Origin of the sequence: Leifsonia xyli subsp. xyli str. CTCB07 (genome assembly GCF_000007665.1) — a bacterium.
Lineage (GTDB): Bacteria > Actinomycetota > Actinomycetes > Actinomycetales > Microbacteriaceae > Leifsonia > Leifsonia xyli_C.
The window spans coordinates 845,364-860,956 of record NC_006087.1; the positions used below are offsets into that span (position 1 = coordinate 845,364).

General features: G+C 67.1%; 9 protein-coding genes and 3 pseudogenes. 9 read left to right on the top strand and 3 right to left on the bottom strand.

Features of this window, described 5'->3' with window-relative positions; all coding sequences use genetic code 11:
• The first annotated feature begins 19 nt into the window (after nucleotides 1-19).
• Both LXX_RS04140 and LXX_RS04145 read left to right on the top strand, forming a co-directional pair.
• A complete protein-coding gene (locus tag LXX_RS04140; RefSeq protein WP_011185739.1) occupies nucleotides 20-790 on the top strand; it encodes an SDR family oxidoreductase in 771 nt (256 codons plus the stop codon).
• Nucleotides 787-2,814, top strand: a complete 2,028-nt coding sequence (locus tag LXX_RS04145) for a S9 family peptidase (RefSeq protein ID WP_011185740.1) — start codon at nucleotides 787-789, stop codon at nucleotides 2,812-2,814. The genes LXX_RS04140 and LXX_RS04145 overlap by 4 nt, the downstream gene beginning before the upstream one ends.
• Here LXX_RS04145 and LXX_RS13480 read toward each other — a convergent pair.
• A complete protein-coding gene (locus tag LXX_RS13480; protein WP_068981808.1) occupies nucleotides 2,749-4,086 on the bottom strand; it encodes a hypothetical protein in 1,338 nt (445 codons plus the stop codon). The two genes, LXX_RS04145 and LXX_RS13480, sit on opposite strands and share 66 nt — an antisense overlap.
• A gap of 303 nt (nucleotides 4,087-4,389) precedes the next feature.
• Between LXX_RS13480 and LXX_RS16595 the strand changes: the two are divergent.
• Nucleotides 4,390-4,707 (top strand): annotated as a pseudogene (locus LXX_RS16595) (hypothetical protein); the annotation flags it as partial.
• Nucleotides 4,708-4,798: 91 nt separating this feature from the next.
• Entirely contained in the window at nucleotides 4,799-8,110 is a 3,312-nt protein-coding gene (locus LXX_RS04165) for a hypothetical protein (RefSeq protein WP_041767307.1), read from the top strand.
• Nucleotides 8,111-8,280: 170 nt separating this feature from the next.
• On the opposite strand, the gene LXX_RS04170 is transcribed toward LXX_RS04165, so the two are convergent.
• Both LXX_RS04170 and LXX_RS04175 read right to left on the bottom strand, forming a co-directional pair.
• Nucleotides 8,281-8,619 carry an ArsR/SmtB family transcription factor gene (locus tag LXX_RS04170; RefSeq protein ID WP_011185742.1) on the bottom strand — a complete coding sequence of 113 codons (339 nt, stop codon included), beginning with the start codon at nucleotides 8,617-8,619 and terminating at the stop codon, nucleotides 8,281-8,283.
• 901 nt (nucleotides 8,620-9,520) lie between these two features.
• Nucleotides 9,521-10,519 (bottom strand): annotated as a pseudogene (locus LXX_RS04175) (IS481-like element ISLxx4 family transposase).
• A gap of 177 nt (nucleotides 10,520-10,696) precedes the next feature.
• Here LXX_RS04175 and LXX_RS16600 point away from each other — a divergent pair.
• From LXX_RS16600 to LXX_RS12610, 5 genes and pseudogenes are all read left to right on the top strand, one after another.
• On the top strand, nucleotides 10,697-11,032 hold the full coding sequence (locus LXX_RS16600) for a transposase (RefSeq protein ID WP_081423084.1): 336 nt from the start codon (nucleotides 10,697-10,699) through the stop codon (nucleotides 11,030-11,032).
• A 138-nt stretch (nucleotides 11,033-11,170) separates the two neighbouring features.
• Nucleotides 11,171-11,932 (top strand): annotated as a pseudogene (locus LXX_RS04180) (DsbA family protein).
• Between the two features lie 265 nt (nucleotides 11,933-12,197).
• Nucleotides 12,198-13,424: a tRNA dihydrouridine synthase DusB gene (dusB, locus tag LXX_RS04185; protein WP_011185744.1), complete on the top strand. Its 1,227-nt coding sequence runs from the start codon at nucleotides 12,198-12,200 to the stop codon at nucleotides 13,422-13,424.
• A 10-nt stretch (nucleotides 13,425-13,434) separates the two neighbouring features.
• Nucleotides 13,435-14,676, top strand: a complete 1,242-nt coding sequence (locus LXX_RS04190) for a deoxyguanosinetriphosphate triphosphohydrolase (protein ID WP_041767309.1) — start codon at nucleotides 13,435-13,437, stop codon at nucleotides 14,674-14,676.
• Between the two features lie 79 nt (nucleotides 14,677-14,755).
• Nucleotides 14,756-15,565, top strand: coding sequence for a DUF4282 domain-containing protein (locus LXX_RS12610; RefSeq protein ID WP_011185746.1), 810 nt, complete (start codon nucleotides 14,756-14,758; stop codon nucleotides 15,563-15,565).
• The last annotated feature ends 28 nt before the right edge of the window (nucleotides 15,566-15,593 follow it).

A 15,593-nucleotide genomic window follows, 5' to 3' on the forward strand; every position in this document is an offset into this window, starting at 1 on the left:
CCCCGTCGATGGAGTTCTCGTGTCCAATCCCCTCGCTGACGGCAGCCTCGCTGGCAAGCGCGCCCTCGTCACCGGTTCCTCGCGCGGAATCGGCGCCGAAACCGTTCAGTACCTCGCCGAAGCCGGCGCCTCCGTGGCCATCAACTACCGCAACAAGGAGGCTCGAGCGGTCAAGCTGGCCGAGGCGCTGCGCGAGCGGGGGGCGTCGGCGCTGACCGTCGGGGCCGACCTCACCGACCCGGCCTCGATCGCCGCGATGTTCAGCGCCGTGGCAGGGGAGTGGGGCGGCCTGGACATCCTGGTCCTCAACGCCTCGGGCGGCATGGAGTCCGGGATGGCAGAGGATTACGCGATGCGGCTGAACCGCGACGCCCAAGTCAGCGTCCTGAACGCGGCACTCCCGCTGCTCGGCCCGGGTTCGCGCGTCGTGTTCGTGACGAGCCATCAGGCGCACTTCATCCGGACCACACCCACGATGCCCGAGTACGAGGCAGTCGCACTGAGCAAGCGGGCGGGCGAGGACGCACTCCGTGCGCTACTGCCGGAGCTGACCGCGAAGGGTGTCGAGTTCGTCGTGGTCTCCGGGGACATGATCGAGGGCACGATCACCGCCACGCTGCTCAACCGTCTGAACCCCGGCGCAATCGACGCCCGGAAGGAGGCCGCCGGCAAGCTCTACAATGTCAGCGAGTTCGCCGCCGAGGTGGCTGAGGCCGTCGTCGAACCGGTGCCAGCCGACCACACCCGCCTGGTCGGCGACGTTTCGAGCTTCGAGCCGATCGCCGGATGAGACCGGCGGACCTCGGCCTCCTGACCAGCGTCTCCGCGCCGGCCGTACACCCGGGAGGGGAGCGCGCGGTGGTGTCGGTGACGCATCCTTCGCTCGAAGCGGACGCCGAGGTCGGCCAGCTCTGGACCATCCCGCTCGCCGGTCACGCGGCGCCGCGCCGTCTCACGCGCGGATTCCGCGACAGCGTGCCGCGGTTCTCGCCGGCCGGCCGGCTGCTCGCGTTCCTGCGAGCGGGCCCGAACGCCCCACCGCAGCTGCATGTCGTGGACGCCGCCGGGGGAGAGCCCGTGGCGGTCACCGACCGCAGACTGGGCGTTTCCGAGTTCGTATGGGCGCCGGACGGCCGTACCCTCGCGTTCGTGAGCCGCCAGCCCGAGCAGGGCCGCTATGGCACCGTGGAGGGGATCGGCCCGGACGCGGAACCGGCCCGGCGTATCGTCACGCAGAACTACCAGGCCAACGGTCTCGGTTACACGAACGACCGCCGTGCGCACGTCTTCGTGGCCGAGGTCCCGGATGTGTGGGCTGAACCGGGCGTGCAGCCTGCGCCGGAGCCGGACGGTTCCGCCGGACCGCCGCTCGCTGTGCCGGAGGCCTGGCAGCTGACCGACGGGGACGGGGACGACACCACGATCGCCTTCTCGCCAGATGGGGCGACCCTGGCTTTCGTCTCGGCACGGCACGGCACGGCACGGCACGCGCGATCGCGACCTGCGCTCGAATGTCTTCCTCGTCCCGGCGGACGGCTTGGGCGAGCCTGTCGACGCGACCGGAACACACGGGGACTTCTCGGTCGTGGCGGTCGCGTTCGGGCTGAACGGCACCCTCTTCTTCTCGGCGCAGGAGGTGGGGGAGAGCGGCCGCGACTTCGTCGCTCGCAACACCGCCCTGTACGCCGTGGATGCGCCGGGGACGCCGCCCCGCCGCCCCGCCGCCTCACCGATTCCGAGACGGTGGACCTCACCGAGTCGGACATCGTGGCCTTCCGGGACGACTGCGTCCTCGTGCGCGACCGCCGCCGCGGCGCTCTCGTGCTGACCGCAGTCTCGGCCGCGGGGAAAGCCGAGCGCCTCACCGATGAGTTCGCGGTGGTCGGCGGTGTGGGGACGGCGGGTGAGACCATCGTCGTGAGCGTGTCCGATGCGCGCACAGCGGGGGAGGTGGCCGTGCTCGGTGTGGACGGACCGCGCCAGCTGACGGACTTCTCCCGCGAGCTGCGGGCCGCCGGTGTGATCGTGCCGCGTGAGCTGACAGTCACCGGGCGGGACGGGTACCCCATCCACGGCTGGGTGGTCGTTCCCGAGGGCGTCGGGCCGCATCCGGTGCTCTTGAGCATCCACGGCGGGCCGTTTGCCTCTTATGGACCGGCGCTGTTCGACGAGGCGCAGGTGTACGCTTCCGCGGGCTATGCCGTCGCGATGTGCAACCCCCGCGGTTCGGCCGGCTACGGTCAGGGAAACGGGCGCGTCATCCGCCAGCGGATGGGCACCGTCGATCGGAGCGATGTGCTCGATTTCCTCGACGGCGCTGTGGCCGCTGTCCCCGGTCTCGACGCCGGCCGTGTCGGGGTGATGGACGGGGTCCTATGGCGGCTACCTCAACGCCCGGACGATCGCACACGACCACCGCTTCGCCGCGGCGATCGTGGAGCGGGCTACCTCGACCCCGAGGGGTTCGTCGGAACCAGAGACATCGGCAGCTTCTTCAGCGACGAGTACATCGGCGCCGATCCCGACCGTATCCGCTCCCAGAGCCCGCAGGCCGCGGTCGCCCGGGTGAAGACGCCCACACTCGTGATGCACTCCGCGGCCGACCTGCGCTGCCCGCTGGGGCAGGCCGAACGCTACTACGCCGCCCTCAAACGCAACGGTGTGGACGCGGAGCTGGTGATCTTCCCGGCGAGGACCACGAACTCAGCCGTAGCGGCCGGCCGCGGCACCGGCGCGAGCGCTTCGAGATCATCCTGGAGTGGTGGGGGCGGCACCTGCCCGTGGGGGAGCACGGCTGAGGGCTATGCCCGCTGATGCCGGACGGCGAGGCGCCGTGCCAGGCGAGCGGCAGCTGTCGCGCTGCCGCCGACGAGCGCTTCCAACGGTCCTCTCTTCCGGAGCGCTGCCAGCAGTGTCCCGACCGCGAGGATGGCACCGAGATGAATGCTCAGCACGCCCCACTCCTGCCACGGACTGAGGGGTTCCGGCTCGCTGTCGAAAGTCAGGACGGTGACAACGCCGACCAGGTGGAACAGGGCGGCGTTGAGGAGGATGTGGATGCAGTACACGGTCAACGGCCGCACCCGCGGCAAGGACCGGGCGGAGCGCCCACGGGATACGGGGAAGCGCCCAGCAGGCGAGGAGGCAGAGCCCGATGATCGCCCCGGCGATCCCGACGCCTCGCGTGACATCGAGCACCGTGCCGCTGTGCGGCGCGTCGAGGAGCAGGCTGCTCCACGCGCCGGAGGGGCCGCCTTGGCTGGAACCGAGGATGATCTCATCGACGGTGAGCCCGGTGGCTGAGAAGGTCTCGGAGCCGAGCGCCTGGATCTGCTGCGCGCGGGCGAAACCGTAGTACACGCACCAGGAGACGGCGATGGAAAAGGCCGCGAGAGCAGCCCCGCCACCGGCGAGGATCGCGGCGAAACGCTTTCCCCGGCCGGTCGCCACGGCAGAGAGGAGGGCGCGTCCGATGAGTATCCCCACAAGGAGATAGACCAGCCAGGTGCTGACCGGGTACGTGCCGGTGAGGAGGACATCTCGAACGGCCTCGACCGGATGGGCGGCGACGTCGAAGAGGCTCATCGTGCCGCGACTCAGATCCACCGCCGTCCCTTGCTCCATTGGTTGCGGGCCGGCCAGTTGGAGCTGCTGTCTCACCAGCCAGTTCACCGGCGGCACGATCATCGTGAGCAGGCCCGCGACGAGGGCGACTACCCAGCCCCGGACACGCAGGAACGGCACCGACAGCCACATCGCGACGCCGAGATAGACCAGGACGATGGCCGCGAGCTGCAGGGGTATCGTCAACACGAGCCCGATCAGAACGAGGAGCGCCCCGCGAGTGAGCAGGGCGATCTGTGCGGCGAGGATGTCCCCGGCTTCCAGGTACTTTCGATAGGCAAGCGTCACACTCACCCCGCACAGGACAGCGAACACCATTCCGACGACCGCGAGGAACCGAGCCAGGTCCACTCCGACGAGCCGCGCCGTGCGCGGGGGACGCGCCGGTCTCTGTGTGCCTGCCTCGCGCTGCGGGATATCGTTCCTGTCCACTGTTGTCGGGGTGTTCTCTGCTGAGCTCACCGTTGCCTCCTTTGAGCGTTCGCGTGCATGTTCCTGGGCACCCTGCGTCCAGGAGAGCAGTGCAAGTGTTACCGGAGCGTTAAGACGGGGCCGACAGCGGTGGGCCGGGGCTGAGGCGAGCGCTGCCGAAAGCGCGGCAATGTCCGGGGGTGTTCGCTCTCCGTGCATCGGGCCGACTCTGCGGCCCCGGCGATCGCGTCGGTCCTGTGCCCCAGGCAGCACTCAGATCGCTCTCCGCCTCCACTCTGCCGGCGAACCCGTTGGCAGCATCGGGTCTCATCGTCCGATCGGAGGAAGAGCATGATGCGGTGGTCTGGGTGGAAGCGGCAGCGAAGGGGCGGGGCACGGGTAGCCGTGGCCACCGTGATCCTCGGTGCACTGCTCGACGGCATCGTCACGTCTTCCGGAGGGAGCGGAGCCTCGGCTTCTCCGACCGTTCCGCAGTGGGTGTACCGGCTCGATGACCGCAGCCCCGAGGAGATCTTCGAGGAGGGATTCGCACTGGGGCACAGCACGACGGGCGAGTTCAACAACAACCTGCTGGACCACGCCCATTTCAGCACCGATTTCGAGACGTCGCCGCCGTCGGCCTTCGTCTCGGCGACGAGCGACCCGTTCTACGCTTATTACAGCAAAGGCGTGGGCGTCAAGCAGTGGCTGTACAAGGTGAAGACAGAGCCGAGCACATACTCGCTGGACCTCTCCCTGGATCATGCCATCGCCAACAGCCCACATCCGGCAGAGGGCGGTCTCGGCCAAGGATGTCGTCGGCGACCAGTCCGAATGGTTCACTGTCGGCGGCATCAACAGCGAGCAGATCCTGTGGGGTATGTCGATGGAGAAGTACTACGACGAGTTCCCCCTGCTGGAAGAGGACTTCCCCTCGGAGTATGCGTGGCTGGAGCATCTGTACAGCGACGATGACAAAGAGTTCAATGGGAGCTTCGACGATCCCGAGGGCATCGCTTCGAGCGAACCCTACGCGATCACCGAGGTGTCCTTCGGCGAGGGGGTTAGCTGCAGCCCCGTCCTCACCCGATCCGGGCCCGCTCGTGCCCGGTCGGCGCTTGCGAGCGGGCACTGCGGGCGTCTCCCCACGAACGAAGAGGAGCTGTCTGGCATTCACCGGGAGAACCTGAGCGGCGATTCCGCTGAAATTCGCTTCGTCGTGCGCGATGAGCAGGTGGCGGATGCGGCCGGGCGGCTTTTGACGCCCCTGCCCTCCGCCAACAAGCTGCTCAGGGACTTCCATGCCGAACAGGGCGTCGCTGGACTGCGTGAACTGGCGCCCGCGCTCGACAAGGCACTCCAAGGAGATCTCGCCCTCGTCGAAAAGGTGTCGTCGCACTCCCAGACGGTGCTGAAATCGCTGAAGGCCGTGGGCAAACAAGCTTCGCGTTCCTCGGAGCTTCTCCCGTATGTGGCAATCGCCGCGACCGGCTATGCGCTGTCGGAGGACATCGCCTCGGGAAACTGGGTGGACGCCGGATTCGACGGAGCAGCGATCGGGCTGATCGCCGTCGGCACGATTCAGCCGGAACTGCTGGTGGTCACTGAGCCGGCTCTTCTCGTTCTCATCGCGGCGCAATGGGTGGTCGACAAATACCGGGCGGACCACGCCCCGCCACCGGTCATGAGCGCGTGGCAGCGAGCGAACGCACAGCGTGACTTCGAGCTGTGGCAGAAGCTTCCCTCCACGCTCGCACAGCTTCGTCTGGGGGCGACCAAGGATCAGATCGTCAGTGCGACGGAGACAGTGATGGGCGAGCGGATCGTCCCGGCGATGAGAGCGCGGTTCGCTGCGGACAAGCTGGCTCTGAGGAAGATGCACGCCACCTACATGCGCGAAGCCCACCGCCTCGCGGTCAAGGCGGCCGGTGGGGCGTTCACCGGACCAGCCTGGGAGAAGGTCCGTCCGCACGAGGAGCAGATGCTTCGCGTGATCAGCCGCGCGTTCCGTGCCCAGTGGGACACGCGGCAGGCCGCCTACGCGAAGGCGCTAGGGGAGCAGGTCCAGGCTGTCGCCGACCGGTTCGCAGCGGACTTCGTTCCCGGAAGCACACCCTTCGAGCACATTCGGCTGACGTTAGATGCGGCCGTCGCATCGCCCGCGGTGCAGGCGGCCGAATCGCTGATGAATCAGTACTCTCGCTACCAGAACGCGCCGATCGCCTATCCCGACCGAGACGACCTGGCTTTCCGGAGTCGGCTCCAGCAGGAGAAGCTCACCGCCTACGAAGCGGAATTCGCCCGGATCGGGGCTTCCGTCGGCGTCGTCGTGCCGAACGACGATGCGGAGAATCATCGCCTCCTGTCGGGAGAGCCTTCGGCGAAGGTGCTCGTCCATCTCCCCAGCTGGGGTGACAGCGTCCCCGGCGGTGTGACATCCGAGATCACTATCAAAGATCCGCGGCGGAGCGTTTCGGGGGCGATGACGATCACGGCTCCGGACGGGTCCACGATCGAGAGTATCCGAACCTCGCTGGAGAATCAGCCGGCGATCGTCGTCTCGGCCGATAAGACGACAGCGACCGTCGGGGCGAGCGGTGAGCCAATACTTTTCGGGGGAGCAGGTGCGGGCGTGCTGGTCCGGTTGAAGAGTCCCCGCAGCGCGGTTCCCGGGTCCACGATCGGTGGCGGCGGGTTCTCCATCGAGGCCGCGGGCGCGGTTGCGGCCCGCGGAAGCCTCGACATCGTCGTGCGAGACACGATTCCCGCTGCGCACGGTTTCGCCGAGTCCGGCCGTGTCACCAATGAGGTGGCCATCGACGACCCTCGTGCGACCGCCGTCGGAACGATGACGGTCACAGCCCCGACGGGTACACGCATCGACTCGATCCGCGTGAGCGACAGCACGACCGTACACCTCAGCGACGATCGGCGTTCGGCGACGATCGATGGTGCTTTCGGTGGGGGCAAAGTGACCGTTCTGATCCGGTTCCATGTGGTCGATTCGTCGAAACGGGACGCGCTCCTCGCTGATGGGCGCGTCGTGGTCGCCGCGGGGGGAGTGCCCGTCGCATCCGGGCCGATCATCGTCAGCACCTACCCTGTGACCGTCTCGCAGACGTCGGTCCCGGCGCTGCGCCTCGGCCAGAACGGATCGGCGACCGTCCGGATCGAGAACCACGCGCAGTCCGGGGCGTCCGGAATAGATATCGAGTTCACGGCTCCGTCTGGCTCCGTCTTCGCCAGCCCCGACCTCACCTGGCGGAACAGCACGCTCTCCGGTGGAACGAACACCGGAAAGCTGTCGGCGGACAAACGGACGCTGACGTACTCCAGTGCCGAGTTCACGGTCAACGCCACCAGCTGGGTCGACCTGAGCACGGAGCTCACCGCACAGACCAGCGGCGGCGGTCTGCTCGCAGACGGGGTCTTCCGCATCGCCCCCGGCAAGATCGTGCCGGACGGAGCGAAGACAGCTCTGGCGTACAAAGCTGTCATCGCAGAGCTGCCGCACACTCGTGGGCAAGCGGGACCGGGCGGGACTTTCTCGTTCGTCGTCTACGACGCCGCGACCGCAGTGACCGGGACGATGACCCTCGATGCGCCCCGCGGAATGACCTTCAAGAGCGTGCAGAGCGGCTACGCGACCGTCACCTACAGAGATGACCGCCGGCAGGCGACCATCTCACGCAACACTTTCGGCGGAACAGGATACCGTTTGCCGATCACCGTTGCCTTCGACGCCGACGCACGTCCGACCCGCACTTACAGCGGCCAGCTGACCATCGCAGACGGCGGTGCGACGGTCGCGGTCGGCACGTTCGATGTCCTCGCGACCATCGAGGGATGTCTCCACCAGGGAACCTACTGGGTGCCCTGGGGCTTGCTCACGACATTCCGGGTGGCCCACATCCGAAACTCGTGCCGTGCCGACATCGCTGTCAAGGTACCGTTCAGCGGCGGACCGGACAGTGGCTGGAAAACGATCGGGTACAGAGAGGAGGCCGAGTTCTGGTCGACGCCCTGGGCGGCGCCGCAGGACCACGTCGTCGGACCGATCAGGCCGAACCCGTGAGGCGCCCAAGGCACTGCCCTCGGCAGTCTGTGCGATGAAGATGCGGCCCTGCCGGTGGCGATCGCAACAACGGCCTCGATGAATGAGGGCGCCGCCCAGGGGTACAGCATTGGTTCTCCGGACCCGGCGCTGCACGGTGTGGCGATCGGTCGCGGTGGCGGTGGCGGTGCTCACGCGCAGTGGCATTCCTCCCCGGCGCAGCATCCCGGCTCGATGAACAGCGTCACTCGAAGCAGCTCATCCAGTGCGGGGGAGATGTGGCTGTCGGCCAGCCGATACCAGGTGCGCCGACCCTCTGGGATCGCCTCGACCAGTCCGCACCCGCGCAAACAGGCCAGCTGATTGGACATCACCTGTCGAGAGACCCCCAGCGCTTCGGCGAGGTCTGAGGGGAACGCCGGCGCTTCTCGAAGCGTGAGCAAGACGCCGACACGGGTCGTGTCGGAGAGCGCATGGCCGAATCGGGCCATCGCTGCGGCGTGTGTGACGGTGGCGGCATGAGCGGTCATCTCGCAATAGTAAAGAAAAATCTGTATTAATTTCAGGTTTTCTCTGTGGTCGGTGGACCTGGGGAGCACGGGACCGAGGGGGAGAGAGGCTTGGGGGCCCCATCTCCCAGCCGGCGCGAAGGACGATGAGGAGCAGCAGCCTCCTCATCGCCGGAGGGTGACACCACGGGGAGTGGGACCGCAACGCACCGTCATCCGAATCCTGGGCGCTGCCGTCGCGGTGCGCTGAACACGTCATCGATGTTCACGAGAGGTGTATTGCCGACCGTGCGATCGCGTACAGAGCCTCTTGCGCTGGCTGGGATTAGGGAGTATATTACTGCAGATATTATCAAAAAATCTGTTAGATGTCTCATCGGCACCATCTTCGGAGTCTCCCTGGTCGTTGCGGGCGCTGTTCCGGGCGCAAACGCCGACCGTCTCAATCCTGTGCCGTCAGGGCGTAGCGTCGTCCCTATCACCGGCATGATCTCGTCAGCATCGGCGACTCGTTCTCTGCCGCTCTTGGTGTGGGAAAAGATGTGGGAGGGCCTGCCCCTGAATGCGCCCAGTCCAATTCCAGCGTAGGCCGGAGCGTCGGTCGCGATGTCGGGTACTTCGTCACCGATGTCAGCTGCAATGGTGCGACCGCCAATGATATGGTCACTGGCCAAGTGATCGAGGCGAGTGACGGGACGAAGACCCGTCTCAATCCCAAATCGATTCGTTGAATAATTCTACAGATGTGGTTCTCGTCTCCGCTGGGGGGAACGATCTGGGCTTCTCCGAGATCCTGTTCAAATGTCTCGCTCTTTCCCCCCAGGGCCCGGTCCTCTCAGGCTCCGCGACATGCTCTCAAGACTTCGTCAAGGGTGGCAACGACCAACTGGCCGCTCGGCTCACTCTGGTTGTCAAGCCCTCCCTAGGTGTGATGTCCAGGGAGGTTGTTGTCGATTCTGCTAATGGGTGGGGCTCTGATGGCGGAGTGGTGCTGGTGATGATTGTAGAAGTGGGGCCAGCCGGGGAGTGCTTCTCGTCGTTCGGCCTCTGAACCATAGAACTGGGCGTAGGCCCAGCCGTCGGCGAGTGTGCGGTGGAAGCGTTCGATCTTCCCGTTGGTCTGTGGTCGGTATGGTCGGGTCTTCTTCGCCCTGATCCCGAGCTCTGTGCAGGCGTCTCGCCAGGCGTAGGACTTGTAGGCGGAGCCGTTGTCCGAGAGGACGAGTTCGACGCTGACATCCCGGTCGGCGAACCAGGCGACAGCACGCCGCAGGACACCGATCGCGGTGTCCGCCTTCTCGTCGGAGCAGATCTCGGCGTAGGCGACGCGGGAGTGGTCGTCGATGATCGTGTAGACGAACACGGTGCCCAACCGTGGCTCGTAGCGGTGGTTCCTGCTCTTCGTGCGGGTGGCGGTCGCTTCCCGGTTGCGTTCGCCCTGGACGCGGCCGACGAATCGTCAGCCGCCGCCGTTGGGGATGTTGCCGAACTTCGTCACGTCGACATGGATCAGCGATCCAGGGTGGTCGTGCTCGTAGCGACGGATCGGCTCGCCCGTGACCCGATCAATGGTGCAGAGCCGGTTGATGCGGCAGCACACCAGGACGGCGTGGACGGTCGAGGCGGGAAGGCCAAGCTCGCCGGCGATCTGCACCGGCCCCAGGCGTCGTCGCCACCTCGCCCGCACGATCCGCTTGAGCACGGGCAACGGCGTCCGCGTTGGCATCGATCGTGGGCGGCTAGACCGGTCGGTCATCCCTCCCGTGCCTTCGGCGCGGAACCTCGCCGCCCATTTCCGCGCGGTAACGGGCGAGACCATAAACATCTTCGCTGCGACGGAGACCAGCCAATGGTCCTCGACGATGAGCCTGGCAAGGCGCAGACGAGCGCGCGGTGTGAGAGCAGCGTTAACGTGGGACACGAAGGCCTCCTGGATCGTGAAGCGGTTGAACTGAACAGCTCCACTTCACAACCGGAGGCCCTCGCCCCTCAACTCCTCACGACCGTATCGCCGAAACAACCCCCCTGGACATCACACCTAGAGACCCCAGCGAATCACAAGCCTGACGAAGCTGCAATCGTCAAGACTGGGCGAGACATGGATGCAGATCGCTTCGCTATCCGAGCTGCACTTCGTGGCTCACCGTTCCCGGTGCTGAATAATACCCAATGGGCCGCGATCTCCGACCTACTACCCGTTCCGTCTGGCCGGCGGGGACGGCCGTCTGCGGAGGCCCGTCTCATGATCGATGGCATGCTCTACCGTCATCGGGCGGGAATCACCTGGAGAGAACTTCCGATGGTATTCGGGACATGGCGGACCGTGTTGGGATGGCAGCGCCGGCTCACGCTCGATGGTACGTGGGCGCTCGCTCTCGGACGACTGCAAGCTCTCACCAGCGCTGGGCAGCCCAACACCTTTCCGAACCCCTGAACACGGTGTCTACCAGAACCGTTGGGCACCTGCCGATCCTCGTGATCACTTCCTTTTTCCAGACACAGCGATTGAATATCAAGAAACAGAAAACAGAGCGCACAGTCGAAACACCCTCCAACTCCGCCTCACAAATCGATGTTGAACTCGGCCACAGAGCGGGAATACAGGGGCATTTCGGCGGTTCTATCAACTGAGTCAGAACCAATCAAAGTGTCCGTATGGTCCGATGTTTCCTGCCCGTGGTGCTACATCGGCAAACGGATGTTCGAGGCGGGCAGCGACCTATTCTCTGCTTCGGGCGGGGGCCGCGGAACCGACGTGGAGTACCGTTCCTTCGAGCTCTCGCCCGACACGCCGGTGGACTTCGACGGCAGCGAAGCCGACTTCCTGGCGGGCCACAAAGGCATCCCGGCTGCTCAGGTCCAGCAGATGTTGGAGCGGGTGACCGGTGTCGCGGCCTCGGTCGGGCTGGACTAAGACTTCGACGCTCTGAAGCACACGAACACCGTCCGGGCGCATGAACTGCTGCACTTCGGGAAGGCGCAGGGCAAGCAGCTGGAACTGGTGGAGCGGCTGTTCCGCGCCTACTTCACCGAGGGCCGTCATGTCGGCCGCGCTGAGGACCTCGCCGCGCTCGCCGCCGAGGTCGGGCTCGACCGTGCCGCGGCTCTGGCCGCGCTGGAGTCGGGCGAGTTCCGGGAGGCGGTGCGGGCCGACCAGGCGGTCGCGAGAGAGTACGGCATCGCCGGCGTGCCGTTCTTCGTGATCGATGGCAAGTACGGCCTGTCGGGCTCGCAGGGCGCTGCGGCGTTCGCCCAAGCGCTCGAGCAGGCCTGGACCGAGCGCGCGGCGGCGACGGCGGCGGCTGCGAGATCCCGCGCCACTCCGGATCGGTGATGTCCGCGACGGTCGCGCCGAATGCCGTCAGCAGCGCGTCGGAGTCCGCGAAGAACGAGTAGCCGTGGGCCCCAGCGCCCATCGACACTGTGCGGCCCGGATGCTGGCGTCCGCGACGGCCGGCCACTCCGTAATGCTCCCGAACGGCGCGGCGGCGGCCCTTGCTCGCGGCAACTTCCTCCACTGATTCCGCATCCCGCGGGTTGTCCACAGATTCCGGGCTCTCGGCCAGAGTTCAGCACGCTTTCTGGGAGAATCGAAACAGATGCTCACCACTACTCTCACTCCCCGCGCCACTCTCCGCGGCGACACACCCTCGGCTGGCACTGCGGCGAAGCTGGCCATCGGACCGCTCGCGCTCGACGTGCCGGTCGTGCTCGCGCCCATGGCCGGGATAACGAACACCGCATTCCGGCGGCTGTGTCGCGAGTTCGGCGCCGGTCTGTATGTGAGCGAGATGATCACCTCGCGGGCGCTCGTGGAGCGCACCCCTGAATCGCTGCGGCTGATCGCCCATCACGAGTCGGAGACGCCGCGCAGCATCCAGCTCTACGGGGTGGACCCAAAAACGGTGCGCGAGGCGGTCACGCTGCTGGTTGCGGAAGACCGCGCCGACCACATCGACCTCAACTTCGGCTGCCCGGTCCCCAAAGTCACGCGCAAGGGCGGGGGAGCGGCGCTGCCGTGGAAGCTCGGGCTGTTCCGCGAGATCGTGGAGGGCGCGGTCGCGGCCGCGGGGGACATCCCCCTCACCGTCAAGATGCGCAAGGGCATCGACAGCGACCACCTGACCTACCTCGAAGCGGCGAGGGCCGCCGAGGGCGCGGGCGTGGCCTCGATCGCGTTGCACGCCCGCACAGCGGCCGAGTTCTACTCGGGGCACGCGGACTGGCCGGCGATCCGCACGCTCAAGGAGACGATCACCGGCACGCCGGTGATCGGCAACGGCGATATCTGGTCGGCGGCAGACGCCGTCCGCATGGTCGAGGAGACGGGATGCGACGGCGTGGTGGTCGGCCGCGGCTGCCTCGGCCGGCCCTGGCTGTTCGGAGACCTGGCTGCCGCTTTCAAAGCCCGGGCCGGTGAGCTGAGCGCGGACGAAGCGGCCGCGGCGCAGGCGCATCCGGCCCTCGGAGAGGTCGCGGCCACCTTCCGGCGGCACGCCGAGCTGCTGGTCGAGTTCTTCGACAGCGAGGAGCGCGGCTGCCGCGACATCCGGAAACATGTCGCCTGGTACTTCAAGGGCTATCCGGTCGGCGGCGACCTGCGGGCCAGCCTCGCCACCGTGGAAACGCTGGCGCATCTCGATGACCTTCTCGCGACACTGGACGCAGACCAGGAGTATCCGGGGGCGGCAGCGGAAGGCCAGCGCGGGCGCGCCGGATCCCCCAAGCGTCCGGCGCTGCCGGAGTGCTGGCTGAAGAGCCGGGAGCTCGACGTCGAAGGCCGATTCGAACTCTCCGAGGCGGAGGCACACAACAGTGGTGGATAGCCGGAAGGCAATGGCGGGGTACCGCGAGCACGATCGGGAGCGCTGGCTCCCGGAGCAGCACTCCAGCCGTCGCAGCGACTTCGCCCGCGATCGCGCCCGGCTGCTGCACTCGAGCGCGCTGCGGCGACTCGCGGCCAAAACGCAAGTGCTCAGCCCGACCGCTGGCCTCGACTTCGCCCGGAACCGGCTCACGCACTCGCTCGAAGTGGCGCAGGTCGGCCGCGAGCTCGCAACCAGCCTCGGCCTCGACCCCGATATCGTCGACACCGCCTGCCTCGCGCACGACATCGGGCATCCTCCCTTCGGCCACAATGGTGAACGGGCGCTCAACGCGTGGGCGGCGGATATCGGCGGCTTCGAGGGCAACGCCCAAACCCTGCGTCTGCTCACCCGGCTGGAACCCAAGACGTTCGGCCGGGACGGCCATCCCTTCGGCCTCAACCTGACGCGCGCGAGCCTCGACGCGAGTTGCAAGTATCCGTGGCCGGCGACCTCGTCGGTGGCAGATCCGAGCGGGCGCGCCAAGTTCGGTTTCTACACCGATGACCGCGCGGTGTTCGCGTGGCTGCGCGACGGCGCTCCCGACCGGCAGCGATGCATCGAAGCGCAGGTCATGGACCTCTCCGACGACATCGCATACTCCGTGCATGATTTCGAGGACGCCGTTGTCAACGGCTACATCGACGTCGCCGCGCTCGGCAGCAGGGTGGACCACGACGATCTCGTCCGCTCGATGTACGAGTGGATCGGCGGGGAGTTCAGCCACGACGAGCTCATCGACGCCTTCGACCGGCTCGACAACCTCGATATCTGGCTGGACAGCTGGGACGGCAGCCGCCGCTCGCAAGCTCGCCTCAAGAATCTGACCAGCCAGCTCATCGGGCGCTTCGCCCACGCTGCCGTCCACGCGACGAGGGCGACGGCCGGCAGCGCCGACCTCCTCCGGTTCGGGGCCGATGTGGTGGTGCCGCGGGACATCTGTGCGGAGATCGCGGTACTCAAGGGGATCGTGGCGACGTTCGTCATGTCGCACAACACTCGGCAGCCGATCTATGCGCAGCAGCGCGAGATCCTGTCGACGCTCGCCGATCTGCTGTATGCTCGGGGCCTTACGGCCCTCGATTCCGGATTCCAGGAAGACTGGCGGCTCGCCACGACGGACGCTGAGCAGAAGCGCGTCGTGGTCGACCAGGTCGCGAGCCTCACCGATCAGTCCGCTCTGAGCTGGTTCGACCGTCTCGCGCAGCGCTGAGAGCGCGGCGCGCGAGCCACAGGCTTGAAACCCCGCTCCCGGTGCAGAATGCTGGGAGCATGCGCATCGAGGGAGACGAATGAGCACGCCACAGCCACCGTCGGACGACGACCACCAGCCCAGCCCCGCGACCGACGCCGCGGAGGCGGACGAGACCGTAACACCCGCCCCCGAAAAGCACACGGCTGGCACGCCGGACAAGGAACCGGCGGCCAAGGCCGGCGCACCCGCGGGGAAGCCTGCGGCGGTCGTGCCCGCGAAACGGACGCCCGCACCCCGCAAACGCCCGCCGCGCACGACACCGTCGGAGAAGGCGAGGAACACCGACGGCGAAGCCCCAGAGATCCTGGACGCCATGCTCGCGACAGCGGCCCCGCCCGCAGACAGCACCGCGGTGGCGGGGACCGCGACGGCGGCGGAAGACCGAAGCGCCGCCAGCGAGACAGCCGTCTTCACCGCTGACGCCCCCGGCTTGCCTAGCGGCGCAGGCGCGGCTCGGGCGGATCCGCCGCAGGCGGCTCCCGGACAGCCCGGCTACGGTCGCACTGTGAACGACTTCGCCGAGCGGCTGGACGATTCGCGCTTCTTCTCGTCCCTGTTCGATTTCACCTTCACGTCCTATGTCACCCGCAAGCTCGCCGGTCCGGTCTATGTCGTCGGCCTCATGCTCATCGGCCTCGGGATCGTGGTCGGGTTCGCGAACAGCCTGGGCATCGCGATCGCGACCTCCTCGCCGGTAGGAGCCTTCGTCTTCCTGCTGGGCGTGCTCGTGACGCTCGTCGCGGCCGTCCTGAGCGTGCTCCTGCTGCGGGTGACGATCGAAGTCTTCTGCGCGATCATCGAGATCGCGCAGAACACGAGGCCACGCCACCGCCCTCCGCGCGAGTGAGGTCGGCGGGGCTCATTAGGATCGTCTT